At 57.5% G+C, this 12,731-nt stretch carries 13 protein-coding genes and 1 pseudogene; 9 read left to right on the top strand and 5 right to left on the bottom strand.

The genetic code is table 11. The features are described from left to right. A pseudogene (locus tag NC979_RS18485) lies at nucleotides 1–141 on the top strand (photosystem II q(b) protein); the annotation flags it as partial. Between the two features lie 102 nt (nucleotides 142–243). Here NC979_RS18485 and NC979_RS18480 read toward each other — a convergent pair. Beyond that, on the bottom strand, nucleotides 244–1,518 hold the full coding sequence (locus NC979_RS18480) for a class I SAM-dependent methyltransferase (RefSeq protein WP_190519620.1): 1,275 nt from the start codon (nucleotides 1,516–1,518) through the stop codon (nucleotides 244–246). An 811-nt stretch (nucleotides 1,519–2,329) separates the two neighbouring features. Here NC979_RS18480 and NC979_RS18475 point away from each other — a divergent pair. From NC979_RS18475 to NC979_RS18465, 3 genes are all read left to right on the top strand, one after another. Then, nucleotides 2,330–2,545: a DUF2997 domain-containing protein gene (locus NC979_RS18475; protein WP_190519618.1), complete on the top strand. Its 216-nt coding sequence runs from the start codon at nucleotides 2,330–2,332 to the stop codon at nucleotides 2,543–2,545. A gap of 39 nt (nucleotides 2,546–2,584) precedes the next feature. Then, nucleotides 2,585–2,977: a DUF1257 domain-containing protein gene (locus NC979_RS18470; RefSeq protein ID WP_190519616.1), complete on the top strand. Its 393-nt coding sequence runs from the start codon at nucleotides 2,585–2,587 to the stop codon at nucleotides 2,975–2,977. Between the two features lie 96 nt (nucleotides 2,978–3,073). Beyond that, on the top strand, nucleotides 3,074–3,523 hold the full coding sequence (locus NC979_RS18465) for a ferredoxin (RefSeq protein WP_190519614.1): 450 nt from the start codon (nucleotides 3,074–3,076) through the stop codon (nucleotides 3,521–3,523). A 17-nt stretch (nucleotides 3,524–3,540) separates the two neighbouring features. On the opposite strand, the gene NC979_RS18460 is transcribed toward NC979_RS18465, so the two are convergent. The 3 genes from NC979_RS18460 to NC979_RS18450 form a co-directional block, all read right to left on the bottom strand. Next, entirely contained in the window at nucleotides 3,541–4,887 is a 1,347-nt protein-coding gene (locus NC979_RS18460) for a DUF4335 domain-containing protein (RefSeq protein WP_190519612.1), read from the bottom strand. 50 nt (nucleotides 4,888–4,937) lie between these two features. Then, nucleotides 4,938–5,522: a DUF3038 domain-containing protein gene (locus NC979_RS18455; protein WP_073608763.1), complete on the bottom strand. Its 585-nt coding sequence runs from the start codon at nucleotides 5,520–5,522 to the stop codon at nucleotides 4,938–4,940. A 170-nt stretch (nucleotides 5,523–5,692) separates the two neighbouring features. Beyond that, nucleotides 5,693–6,343 carry a YqiA/YcfP family alpha/beta fold hydrolase gene (locus NC979_RS18450; RefSeq protein WP_190519610.1) on the bottom strand — a complete coding sequence of 217 codons (651 nt, stop codon included), beginning with the start codon at nucleotides 6,341–6,343 and terminating at the stop codon, nucleotides 5,693–5,695. A 317-nt stretch (nucleotides 6,344–6,660) separates the two neighbouring features. Here NC979_RS18450 and leuB point away from each other — a divergent pair, with 317 nt between their 5' ends. The 5 genes from leuB to NC979_RS18425 all read left to right on the top strand — a co-directional run bounded on the left by leuB (nucleotide 6,661) and on the right by NC979_RS18425 (nucleotide 11,852). Then, on the top strand, nucleotides 6,661–7,743 hold the full coding sequence (gene leuB / locus NC979_RS18445) for a 3-isopropylmalate dehydrogenase (RefSeq protein WP_190519608.1): 1,083 nt from the start codon (nucleotides 6,661–6,663) through the stop codon (nucleotides 7,741–7,743). A gap of 117 nt (nucleotides 7,744–7,860) precedes the next feature. Further along, a complete protein-coding gene (locus NC979_RS18440) occupies nucleotides 7,861–8,103 on the top strand; it encodes a hypothetical protein (RefSeq protein WP_242019869.1) in 243 nt (80 codons plus the stop codon). 104 nt (nucleotides 8,104–8,207) lie between these two features. Continuing rightward, complete coding sequence (gene hpsE, locus NC979_RS18435) at nucleotides 8,208–9,365, top strand: hormogonium polysaccharide biosynthesis glycosyltransferase HpsE (RefSeq protein WP_199308845.1); 1,158 nt, start codon at nucleotides 8,208–8,210, stop codon at nucleotides 9,363–9,365. A gap of 153 nt (nucleotides 9,366–9,518) precedes the next feature. Next, nucleotides 9,519–10,262, top strand: a complete 744-nt coding sequence (locus tag NC979_RS18430) for a DUF561 domain-containing protein (protein WP_190519606.1) — start codon at nucleotides 9,519–9,521, stop codon at nucleotides 10,260–10,262. Between the two features lie 231 nt (nucleotides 10,263–10,493). Beyond that, nucleotides 10,494–11,852 carry a sensor histidine kinase gene (locus NC979_RS18425; protein ID WP_347403936.1) on the top strand — a complete coding sequence of 453 codons (1,359 nt, stop codon included), beginning with the start codon at nucleotides 10,494–10,496 and terminating at the stop codon, nucleotides 11,850–11,852. 3 nt (nucleotides 11,853–11,855) lie between these two features. On the opposite strand, the gene wrbA is transcribed toward NC979_RS18425, so the two are convergent. Next, the gene (wrbA, locus tag NC979_RS18420) at nucleotides 11,856–12,470 is read right to left on the bottom strand and encodes an NAD(P)H:quinone oxidoreductase (protein ID WP_190519604.1); all 615 of its coding nucleotides are present in this window, start codon (nucleotides 12,468–12,470) and stop codon (nucleotides 11,856–11,858) included. Nucleotides 12,471–12,731 lie beyond the last annotated feature (261 nt).

Raw genomic sequence — 12,731 nt, 5'->3', positions numbered from 1 at the left:
GATTCTCAGGGTCGCGTGATTGGCACCTGGGCTGACGTCATCAACCGGGCGAACCTGGGTATGGAAGTGATGCACGAGCGCAATGCTCACAACTTCCCCCTCGACCTCGCTACCGCTGAGGCGCCTGAAATCATCGGCTAGTCCTCGACGACTACCCCACTGATTGATTAGCACAACAGCGCTCCTCGCAAGAGGGGCGCTGTTGCGTTTTGCCAGTCTCTGGAGCTTTCCCTAGCAGAACGCCTAGAATTTGCTAAAGAAATTGGGTTTTGCCGTCAGTTGATAGACCTGGGGATAGGTTCCGGCCACGAAAGCTCCTGCACAGAGTAAAAGGTAAAATTCCCAATGGCGCTTCCACTCATCCAGCGTTTGAAACGGAGTCAAATTAAGGATGGATTGGATATAAGGCTGAATCTCTTCCCAGTTTTGTTGGAAAAGGTGATTCCAGGCTCGCAACGTGGCTGGATAGTGATGGGCAATATTGTGTTCTTTGCATTTGACGAATTGGCGGTCGCTCTCAATGGCTCGCCCCAGTTCTGAGGGGGAACCGAGAGAAGCGTGGGGAAAAATATAGCGATTGACATAAGGATCGCAGACCAAATTGGGATGATCAGCGCCAATCGTTTGGATTCCCAAGAGACCGTCGGGACTGATCACTTCCCGGACATTTTTGAGAATATTTGGCCAATTTCTGGTGCCGCCATGTTCAATAGTTTCCAGGAAGATGCATTTTTTGATGTGATCTACACCAGATGCGGCCAGAATATCCTGATACCGATTGTGGTAGCTATGGTTGTAGAAATAGGCGTTCTCAAATTCTTGGAAAGTGCTACGGCAATAGTCGAGTTGCACCTCTGAAATGGTGATGCCGATGTAGGTGACATTGACACGAGGGCTTAAATAGTCAAGTAGGGTTCCCCAGCCACAACCACAGTCTAAAATGATGTCGCCATCGGTAATCTCTAGCTCATTACACCAGTAATCTAGATTCTGGTACTGGGCAGCGGTAAGGTTTTCCGGCACTGGATCTAACCCCGTCCAATCCCCGGTAGTGTATTTCATTGACTCTCCCAGAAAGCCTTCATACAGTTCCGTGGGCAGATCGTAATGGGACTTAGCTACATCGTTCTGTCGGAGAAGGGAAAGGTTAAAAAACTTGTACAGAAGCTGTTCTATAACTAGATAAGGAGAATTGGGTAAATCAAAAAGCAGAGCATTGGTTTTAGCCGCTGGATTCAGAGCAAAAAGACGTTCGGAGAGCAGATCGATCTGATCGCAACGCCACAATCCTTGAATGTAGGTATTACCCAACCCTAGGGTTTTGAAGGTTTTGAGCTGGTGAAGAACTGTTTCGCGCTGGTCGTCTTGGCAAATAATGTCCCAAGGTCTTGAACCCTGTAGGGCTTCTTGTTCGGTGAGGACTTGAATGCCTTGGTTGAGAAGTTGCTGCCTCAGTCTGTCATCTTCAGCGGTTGCGAAGGTGATGGGGTTGAGGTCGAAGTGCAAAGAAGAGGACATAGTCTTTCTCCTAGGATGAGCAGTGCTAGAAAAGCCTGATCAGACTCGACGATGCCAACCTATGCCAATACGCTCAGGATTTGGTATCCGTTGGCAATAGTTATCCGTCATACTGCCAAGGAAATAGGAGAACGTCCTGAGTCCACGGGGCTAAATTGGACACTTACAGCCTTGCCAAAAATGATACCCCTTCAATCTAAATGCTTGTCGTGGGATATTACGTTTTGCGACGGATGATTTTTCCGATAGAGCACCTAATCCTGGTGGAGAATCAGCTGTACTCGATTCTTGATGTCATTTAGGGTGAGATGGAGGATACGTTTCGCATTCGCAAGGCCAAAACGGAAAAACACGACTCTCCGACGATGCCTAGCCATAGTACTGAGTCAGGCAACCTCAACGAAGCAAAGTCTAGAGTCTCGAGCAGAAGACAACTTGTGTTGCCAATCAGTGTTTCCCAGGTTGAGTAGGCTCTTAATATTTCTTAAATTGTTTTAGGCTCAACCTACGGCTGAAAGGGCATTTGCGCGGTTGTAGGTCGTTAAAAGCACTGCGATATGTAACAAAAGTTGCCTTGACGCTCTCTAAAAGTTACGCGACACTACGTCTAATGGATGTGCCCACTTCCGGGATCAATGCAGTAGATTGAGTTTCGTAATGAACAGTGGCGAACTACACTACCCCTGCCGGTTAAGATCGGGTTATTAATTTGGCGCTTGCCAACCTGACATACCGCTGGGGAAGTTGTTAACACCCACGATGTTTAAAGGTCACTAGTATCACCATCACTGGTGTTGAAACGAGCAATCCTATGGAAACGTTAGAGTTCATTATTTACCCTGACGGCCGGGTTAAAGAGACGGTGACTGGCATTGTGGGGGCCTCCTGTGCTGAGGTAACTGCGGCTATTGAAGCTCAGCTGGGTACCGTGGTGGCGCAGCAGCAGACCTCTGAGTATTTTGCTCAGCGGAATGAGCAAACGGCTACCGAAACTGTGGCTGCCCAAACTGCCTACAGTCAGTGGTAATTTTTCGATTCTAGAGTCCCCTATTATCACCCCGAGCAAATGTCACACTTTAGCCAAATCAAAACCAAAATTCGCAATCTAGATTCCCTAAAGCTGGCTTTGAATGACCTGGGCACCGACTGGAAGTCTGGCCCTTGTGATGTGCGTGGCTATCAGGGCCAAACCCAGTCTGCGGACGTGGTAATTGCCCAAGACAACGGCTACGATATTGGCTTTCGCCGCAACCCCGAAACCAGTGACTATGAGCTGGTAGCTGATCTCCAATATTGGCAGCAACCGCTAACTGTTGAAGGGTTTCTCAGCCGGGTGACCCAGCGCTACGCCTATAACACCGTAGTGGCTGAGACCTCTCGTCAGGGCTTTCAGTTGTCTGAAGAGCAGGTACGGGAAGATGGTTCTGTGCGGCTGGTAGTGCAGCGCTGGAATGGCTAACCCATTGACCTTTTGAATCTTAGAGAGGGGCTATTTGGCCCCTTTCTTTGTATTGGCCCAGCATTTGGGCGTTCTAAAGCACGAGTAGCAACCACAATGACACAGTTTGACGGGCAACCTGATGCGACCGGCTTTGAACCCGAGCTTGGTGGTCACCTGCGCCAGGCAGAAGACCGCACCGGTTATGAACCCGAGCTAGGCGGCCAGCTGCGCCAAAAGGGTGTCTACGTCGACGAAATTACCTGCATTGGCTGTAAGCACTGCGCCCACGTGGCCCGCAACACCTTTTATATTGAGCCTGACCACGGGCGATCGCGCGTTTACCGCCAGGATGGCGACTCTGAGGAGCTCATTCAAGAGGCAATCGACACCTGCCCGGTGGACTGCATCCACTGGATTGACTATACAGAGTTGAAGCAGCTGGAGCGCGATCGCAAGCACCAGGTCATTCCCGTCGCTGGCTTCCCTGTTGACAAAGCCATGTCAACATTGCAAATGCGCAAAGCCAAGCGCCGAAGCCAGCGACGGCCAGAGACCGGTTCCTGAGAGGCAGACCCCTAACCCTAAGGGTTTGAACCTTCAGGCGGCACCACGACGACTGCTCCGGTGGGTAAAAACTGCACCTCTACCGTGGTTGATGCATCTTTGACGACGCCGGGGATGATGTCACCGGGCTTAGGCAGGGTGGCATTGGTTTGGTAATTAGCCGAGAAGTCATTCAGAGGCTCTAGGGCAGTTACGGTGCCATCTGGCTCAAGGGCAAGGCGGTAGCGCAGGGGCGCGGCTAGGTTGGCTGGAGGGCGCCACTGCTGCTCAAGGGCTTGGGTGAGGTTGCTGATCCAGGCGATCGCAGAGTCGGGGGCGGTAGTGGCAGCAATGCTGGGTCCAGTGTCAAAGGCTTCGGGGCTGGCCGGGGCCGTTAGGGCCTCGGGCTGGGCAGCATTCGGTGCCGGTTCAGCGGCTATGCGTGCCTCAGCCGCGGCTTGCCCCCCGGCGCGTGCCTCGTCCTGGGTTAGGGGGGTAGGGGCTAGAGCAGGCTCGCTTTGGGATGGTTGAGCTGGGGCTGGGTCAGCGTCGGCGAGCGGGGGCGATGCCTTAGGTGTTCCAGGCCCAGGTGCAGTGCCTGAGGGAGCCGCTGGGCTGGTCGGCGCTGTTGTAATGGGCGCTTGCAGAGCCTCGCCTGTGGCAGCGGGGGCAGAGTCCGCCGCAGCAGGAGTATTGGCGGCGGGGGGCGCAGGTGCTGCTGGGGTCAGCTGTGGGTTATCAGCAGAAGGCTGGGGCGTTGCCTCACCGGTTGATTGAGACTCGCTGGGGGAAAGCACTACGGAGCTAGGGGCGGTAGTGAGCAGCTGGTTGCCCAGCAGTGCCGCAATGCCCACTGCCGCCACCGACCCTAGCCAAAGCGGCAGTTTAGGGCGCACTCGACGAGTCTTGGGCATCGCCGCGTCGGGCAGGATCTGAAGGTTGCTGTCGGCCTGCTCTAGGGCATCGGCTAGGTCAGACAGTTGCAGGGTAGAGAGTTCAACTACTCTAGGTGGCTCTAGGGGCACAGCCAGGGTGAGCCGATGGCGAGTTAGCCCGACGGGGTGAAGCGAATTTTCCCCCCGAGCAACCGCTCCTCCAGCGGCGATCGCATCGGCATTGAGATAATTTTGGACGTAGGTTTGCACCAGATCCGCCAGGGCTGAAAACTGCGGCTCTCGGCCACCGATCTCCAGAATCATGGCCCGGCTAGCGAGGGTTCTGGCTTCTCTGAGCGCGTCGTCTCCCTGCACCTGCAGGTGAAACCGCGATCGCCCCAGCACCGGGCGGCCCGTAATCTGGCTCAAGGGCGAAAGCTCCCCCACCAGCCGTAGAGTACAGGTGCCCGCCGCATATTCATAGGAGGTGACAGTGGCGATCGCGGCCATAGCACTCAGCTCAAGAACACCTTAACCAATCCAACCAAAATTCAAACTTCTCACTGGCCAGCCCGCTCAAGCAGCGCCACCCACAGCTTACGGCTACCGCCGGAGCCACTGTAGAACAGCAGATCGACCAGCAGCTTCAGCCCTAGGGCATTGATCTCGTCGGTGGTGGCGGTTTGATCGCCCTCCATGCGGTCTTGGTAGGCATTGCTAAAGGCGTCGAGGTAGTCGCCTAGCTGCGCGGTGCGGTGCGGAGGCTGCCCCTGTTCGAGGGCTTTCTCTAGCCGCGCCACGGCCTGCCGAATGGGATCGCGATGGGCGATCGCTAAATGACAACTCACCAGCACCAGGGCGCGGGCTTCGTCAACATCGAGCTTTTTGCGGCCCTGTCCCTTGCGCAGCGGGCTGGCCTGGCGCAGTCGCCATAGGTTGACGCGATCGCTCAGCAAATCCGATACCCCCAAATCGTTGGCTGCTGCCAGCATGGCGTCTGACCCTAGGCCGGTAAGGGCTTCTAGGGCTAGTAGCACCAGGTCGAGCTGAGCTTTGATGCTGCTCAACTGCCGTGGGGTTGGTGGCCCCTGCGGCTGAACTGGATTGGGCTCACTGTTTGACGCACTGAGGGAAGACGGTTCCACCGGGCTGCCCTGTTACTAACGTAGAGGATTGGGCTAATTGTGGCATGGGGGTTGCAGTTCTTGAAACGGGTTGGGAAACTACCGTCACACAGACCCAGCGCGACCACAAACCGCAACTGCAAGAACCTAGCGACTCAACAACGGCCCAACTCGACAGCTAAAGCACTTCCCTAGGTTCCAAGCTCCAGAAAATCGTGGGTGTGCCGCCAAATATCTTTCTCCACATCTGTCAGGGCATGGTCGCTGAAGAGTTCTACCAGTCGCACCCAGGGGCGCGGGGCTGCGTAGGCGCGGCTGGCTTCTATAGATATAGTCTCGTCGTTGGTGCCGTGGAGAATCAAAGTCGGGATCTGGGCTTTTAGGCCATCGTCACTGTAGCCTTGGGCGTCGGCGATGAAGTCGTAGTGCAGCGGTAGAGTGCGCTGCTCGGTGTAGTGATAGATGGGGAAAGTGCCCTCGGTGCGCCAGGCTTCGAGCTGGTCGGGGCCGAGGCGGGGCAGCCACTGAGCGAGAAAGTCAAAGGCGGGGGCCAGCAGCACCAGTTTTTCGATGCGGTCTGTAATTGCAGCTTGTTGGGCAACCCAGGCGGCGGTGAGGCCCCCTAGGCTGGAGCCGATCAGAACGGTAGGTTCGCTCTGGGCCAAAATCAGGGCGCTGACCTGCTGAATTTGGCGGCTGAGGGTGAGGTGGCCAAAGCCGTCCTGGTTGAGGTCGGGGATGATGAGGTCGAGGCCCAGCATTGAGAAGCGGGTCTGCATGGCCTGGGCTTTGGCCGAGCGGGGGCTGGAGGCGAAGCCGTGGAGGTAGAGGTATTGGGGCATGGGGGGAGTGGGTGGGAGGGAGGGTGGATGGGTAGGGGGGTAGGCGGGTGGATGGGTGGATGAGGGGCGGTGGGGTTTATTGAGAGACTGGGACTTTGAGCAAGGCAAGAATCTTGTAGGGGCAAACGGTCGTTTGCCCGTATAGGGTATCGACCATCAGCTGGGGGTTGGGTGGGTCGGATTGGGGACGGGTGAGTTGGGGGAAAGCGGGCGGGGCGGGGTTAGCCCCTGGGGGTATGATATTGAATCGGTGCGCTTCCCAGGCTGGCTGGGGGGTTAGTGCCGGCCCTATTTTCGATCCATCTTTTGCAAACGCTATGACTTCGACCTATCGCATTACCCTGCTGCCCGGCGACGGCATTGGCCCTGAGATTATGGCGGTGGCGGTGGACGTACTCAACACTGTGGGCCGCCAGATGGATCTGGCTTTTGAGTTTGAGGAAGCGCTGATCGGGGGAGCTGCGATTGACGAAACTGGGGAGCCGCTGCCGGAGGAAACGCTGAAGACCTGCAAGGCCAGCGATGCGGTGCTACTGGCGGCGATCGGGGGCTACAAGTGGGATACATTGCCTCGCCACCAGCGGCCTGAGACAGGGCTGCTGGGTCTGCGATCGGGGCTGGAGCTATTTGCCAACCTGCGTCCGGCCACCATCTTGCCGCAGCTGATCGATGCCTCTTCGCTCAAGCGAGAGGTGGTGGAAGGGGTCGACATTATGGTGGTGCGCGAACTCACTGGGGGCATTTACTTTGGCAGTCCCAAGGGGGTATTTGAGACCGAGACGGGGGAAAAGCGGGGGGTCAATACTATGGCCTATACCGATCGCGAAATCGATCGCATCGGCAAGGTCGCCTTTGAGACTGCCCAAAAACGCAAAGGCCAGCTGTGCTCAGTTGATAAGGCCAACGTGCTGGAGGTGTCGCAGCTGTGGCGCGATCGCATCACCGCCCTCTCTGCTGACTACCCCGATGTCGCGCTCACCCACATGTATGTCGACAATGCGGCCATGCAGCTGATCCGCTGGCCGAAGCAGTTTGACACCATTGTGACCGGCAACCTGTTCGGCGACATTCTCTCCGATGCGGCGGCGATGCTCACTGGCAGCATTGGCATGTTGCCCTCGGCTAGCTTGGGAGCCAGCGGGCCGGGGGTCTACGAGCCCGTCCACGGGTCGGCCCCCGACATTGCTGGGCAAGACAAGGCCAACCCCTTGGCCCAGGTGCTGAGCGCCGCCATGATGCTACGCTACGCCCTCGATCAGCCCGCCGCTGCCGATCGCATTGAGCAAGCCGTAACCACAGTTTTAGATCAGGGTTATCGAACTGGCGATATCATGTCTGAGACTATGACCCAGGTGGGTTGCAAGGCCATGGGCGAAGCCCTATTGAGTGCCCTGTCATAAAGTTCTTTCTAGAAGTCTTTCTAGAATGCGCTGCCCCTGAAAAGTCGAGTTAAAGTCTGTTCATAAGCGCACAGGTGAGCCGTGTACGGTCTACAGCAACCCCCTTCTTCTAGCCCATTGCCCAGTCAGCTATCGGGGGCTGGTGCCCTGCCCATGGCGCTTAACCCGGCCCTGCTCAAGTCGGCCCGGCAAATTTACCGCACCTATTACGAAGTGCACCCCGAAGATGTGCAGCGCCCCATCGGCATTGCCATTAGCACTAAGACCCATCGCGGCAAGCTGATCTTTGGCGATCGCCCCGTGCTGCTGCCCACCGAGTGCTTTGTCCCCATCAGCCAGATCGAGCCAGGGCTACACTAAGCCAGCGGCCTTTCTGCCACACTCAGCCACCAGTCGAGATATTGGGTCATTCCCCACGGGCACACTGGGGAGCGTCACCCAGTAGCGCAAAGGGTTTGGTACCTATGGCTGAGTCTTTTTTGGCGGTAGCTGAATCGTTCTCTGCTGGGGTAGGCTCTTCACCCGCTAAAAGACCGATCGCCCTAGACCCGCAGCGGCGGGCGATGGCCAACCGACCGCTGCCTAGCTATACCCAACGCCTGCTGCGGCGCCTGCGGCTGAAGCTGGCCAACGCTGCCCCCGGCAAAGAAGTTCTCGACCTATCGGTGGTGATTTGCACCTATAACGGTGAGCACCGCCTGCCCAAGGTGCTTGACTGTCTGCTCGCCCAGCTGGGCACCGAGCACCTGGCCTGGGAGGTGATTGTGGTTGACAACAACAGCACCGACGGCACCACCCAGGTGTTCGAAACCTATCAGCAGCAGTGGCCCCAAGACATTCCCCTGCGCTATGCCTTTGAGCCCCGCCAGGGAGCTGGCTATGCTCGCCAATCTGCCATTACCTTAGCCCGCAGCCCCCTAATCGGATTTCTAGACGACGACAACCACCCCGCCCTGGGCTGGGTAGTGGCGGCCCACCGATTTGGTCAGGCCCACCCCCAGGCGGGGGCCTTTGGCAGCCGCATTCGGGGAGATTTTGAAGTGACCCCACCGCCAAACTTTGGCCGCATTGGGTCTCTGTTGGCGTTGACCGAGCGCGGCTCTGCCCCCCTGCTCTACGAGTCTAAACAGAAGGTGCTGCCGCCAGCGGCGGGGTTGGTGGTGCGGCGGCAGGCCTGGCTAGGCAGCGTGCCCGATCAGCTATCGCTGGCCGATGCCATTGGCTTTCGGGCGGCGGGGGAAGATCTGGAGGTGGTGCTCCACATGCAGCGCCACGGCTGGGAGATCTGGTATAACCCGGCCATGCGCATGCAGCACGAGATTCCGGCCAGTCGGTTTGAGCGCGACTATCTGCTGCAAATGTTTCGGGGTATTGGCCTTAGCCGCCATCGCACGCGCATGCTCAGCGTGCCTCTGTGGCAGCGTCCGCTGGCGGCCCATGCCTACCTGATCAACGATATTCGCAAGATTGTGCGCCACTTGGTCAAATACCAGGGCGAGGTGGTCAGCGATACGGTGACCGCCTGCGAAATGCGACTCTATCTCTACAGTCTGATCAGCCCGTTTTACATTACCCAGCGGCTGTGGCGGCAGCAGTGGATGCGGTGGAGTTCTAAATTTTGAGTTTTGAGTTGACTGGTGAACTCAAAACTGAGAACCAAGAACTCCAAACATGGGGCTATCCGCAATTCGGCCAACAGTGCAACAATAGGTCAAACTAGCGCCCGCCCAGCTATGTCCTGGGCGGGTCACTGCCCAATTTTGAGAGATAGACCTATGCGCTCTGACTTACAACGCGCCCTCGATACCCGCAGCGCCCTTAAAATTATTAGCGGTCTCACCAACTTTGACCCCGAGCGGGTGGTGGCCGTGGTGAAGGCCGCCGACCAGGGCGGTGCCACCTTTGTGGATATCGCCGCCGATGCCGAGTTGGTTCGTTTGGCCAAGGCCGCCACGACTCTGCCCATCTGCGTTTCTGCCGTCGAGGCCGAGGCGTTTCTCGCCCCCGTGGCCGCTGGGGCCGACCTGATCGAAATTGGCAACTTCGACGCTTTCTACGCCCAGGGTCGGCGGTTTGAAGCGCCCGAGGTGCTAGAACTGACCCGCCGCACCCGCGCCCTGCTGCCCCAGATTACGCTGTCGGTTACGGTGCCCCACATTTTGGCGCTGGATGAGCAGGTGAGCTTGGCCGAAGCCTTGGTGGATGCTGGGGCCGATATTATTCAGACCGAGGGGGGTACCTCTAGCCAGCCGACTCACTCCGGCACCCTGGGGTTAATTGAGAAGGCGGCGCCGACGCTGGCTGCCGCCCACGCGATCGCTCGGGCTGTGTCGGTGCCGGTGCTCTGCGCGTCGGGGCTGTCGGATGTGACCGCACCGATGGCGATCGCCGCTGGAGCCGCTGGCGTTGGCGTGGGTTCTGCCGTCAACCGGCTCGACAACTCTCTGGCTATGGTCGCCGTGGTGCGCCAGCTAGCCGAGAGCCTGCAACGGGTGCGAGTCTCGGCAGCGGTGCAGTAGACGCCGGCGCTAATCTGTCAACTGGGGTCAAGGCAATAACCTTGGCCTCAGTGAAAATATGTCATGTTAGTGCTAGAGACTGTCAATAGCCTAGACCAGCCCTCTTGTTTCGAACTAAAACTTAGGGTGCGTCTGCGCTCTGCCCCTCGAGCCCCTAACTCATATTTCGTGGGGTGGATGCGGTGATAGGGCAATGGCGACAGACTGAGCGAATAGCTGGGAGAGGGCTTTGTGAGTGTGGCAAGGGACGAGGTGTTGACTCGCTATATTGAGAACGTTCAGACTCGGGTGACGGCGCTCTATGAAGAGACCCGACAACTTCCCTCAGACGAATCTCAGCAATTGACCACAGCTCTATTAGAAGAACTGGGCCTAGCGGTAGAAGAACTCCACATTGCCGAAGAAGAGCTGTTGGCCCAAAACGAACAGCTCGCTGCCGCTAACTACATTGCTGAGGCCGAGCGCCAGCGCTACCAAGATCTGTTTAATTTTGCCCCCGATGGCTACCTCGTAACCGATATGAATGGGGTGGTGCAGGAGGCAAATCATGCTGCCGTTGCGCTGTTGAACCTGGAGCAGCCCTACCTGATTGGCAAACCCCTAGTCTCCCATGTGCCCCCAGCTGAACGGGTGTCCTTTCGCACGCTGCTCAACCAAATTGTGACATCGCATCGCATCGAGGGCTGGGAGCTGACGATACAGAGGCGGAAAGCCGCCACCATCACCGTCTCGACAACGGTTGAGATCGTCAAAGATATCGAAGGCAATGGGGTTGGGCTGCGATGGCAAATGCGAGATATTAGCGATCGCAAAAAAGCCGAAGCCACCCTGCGCCAGCTGCAAGTTGAAAATTTAGAACTGTTAGAGGCCGATCGCCTGAGAGCGCAGCTGCTAGCCACCGTTTCCCACGAGCTCAAAACGCCGATGAACGCCATTTTGGGGTTTTCTCAGGTGTTGATGGCGCAGTTTGACCCCCAGCGCGATTCTAAGACCGTCAGGATGGTGCAGCGCATCTTTCACAACGGGCAGCACCTGCTCGGCATGATTGAAGACATGCTCAATTTTTTGCGGCTGCGGGCAGACCAAGTCGAGCTGAAGCTTGAACGCTTTGACCTGACCGACCTGATCGTGACCACCATAGACGAACTGGGCACGTTGGCCGACCAAAAGGCCCTGACTCTAGAGGCAAACCTGCCCGATCGCCCCGTGGTGGTGGTCAACGATCGCAACCGGCTGCGGCAAATTTTGACCAACCTGATCTCCAACGCCATCAAGTTTACCGATGCCGGGCGGATTGTGGTGAGCCTAGACGCGCTGCCCGCTGACCGACTGCTGCTACAGGTCAAAGACACGGGCTGCGGCATTAGCCGAGACGATCAGCCCCATATTTTTCAAGAGTTTTGGCAGGTGCATGACGCTCGCAGCGCCGCCAAAGGCACCGGCCTGGGGCTGGCCATTGTCTATGCGCTGGTGCAGGTCATGCAGGGCACGATTACCGTCAACAGTGAGCTAGACCGGGGCAGTGAGTTCACCATTGAACTACCGCAGAGCGTGAGCCCCAGCCAAGAGCCCCCCGCCATCTGCCGCTGAGCGCTAGCCGCGCACTTTTGTGGTGACTTCGGCTACGCGCTGCCCCAGGGTGCGGGCGATCGCCAAATCTTCTGGCTGGGGCTGTAGCTCGCCCTGGCCACCGGTGATGGTGCTGGCCCCATAGGGGGTGCCGCCTCGGGCCTCGGTGTGAATCATGCCGGCGGTCGAATAGGGCACCCCCACGACGAGCATGCCGAGGTGCAGCAGGGGCACCATCATGGTGAGCAGAGTGGTTTCTTGGCCGCCGTGGGTCGAGGCGGTGGCGGTGAAGACCCCGGCGGGTTTGCCTTCCATGTCGCCGTTGAGCCAGAGGCTGGCGGTCGAGTCAAACAGCTGCTTCATTTGGGCAGTCATGTTGCCGTAGCGGGTGGGCGAGCCAAACACCACGCCGTCAGCCTGTTTGAGGTCGTCTACGGTGCAGACCGGGATCTGCTGCTGCTGCTCTCGCACGGCGCGGGCGGCCTCGTTTTGGTCAATGATTTGGTTGACGGCGTCGAACTCCTGCACCCGGCGCAACACCACCTCTACCCCAGCCACCTGCCCCGCGCCCTCGGCTACCGCCTGGGCCAGCTTCAGGGTGTGGCCATACATAGAATAGTAGACGACCAAAACTTTCATAAATTCTCCAAATTTCGGCGTTTTAGCGCGTCAGGTCAAGGTTGCTCGCTCCTGTTAATGCTAATGCTGCGGGCATGGGTTGACAATTTTTATCTCTCTGGAGGGTGATTTTGGGCGATCGCGCCAACCCTCCCCACCCTAAGCAAAACGGCGGCCACCGCCCTAGCCCTCAAAGGCTAGCGGTCTAACCATATATAAGCCTGGGGGGATGTTGATCTTTGACGGTTTAGTTAAGCTTTGAATTTGGAGAAACTGTTGAAC

The sequence above is a fragment of the Leptolyngbya subtilissima AS-A7 genome (assembly GCF_039962255.1).
GTDB lineage: Bacteria > Cyanobacteriota > Cyanobacteriia > Phormidesmidales > Phormidesmidaceae > Nodosilinea.
This window is presented reverse-complemented; position numbering and strand designations above follow the sequence as displayed.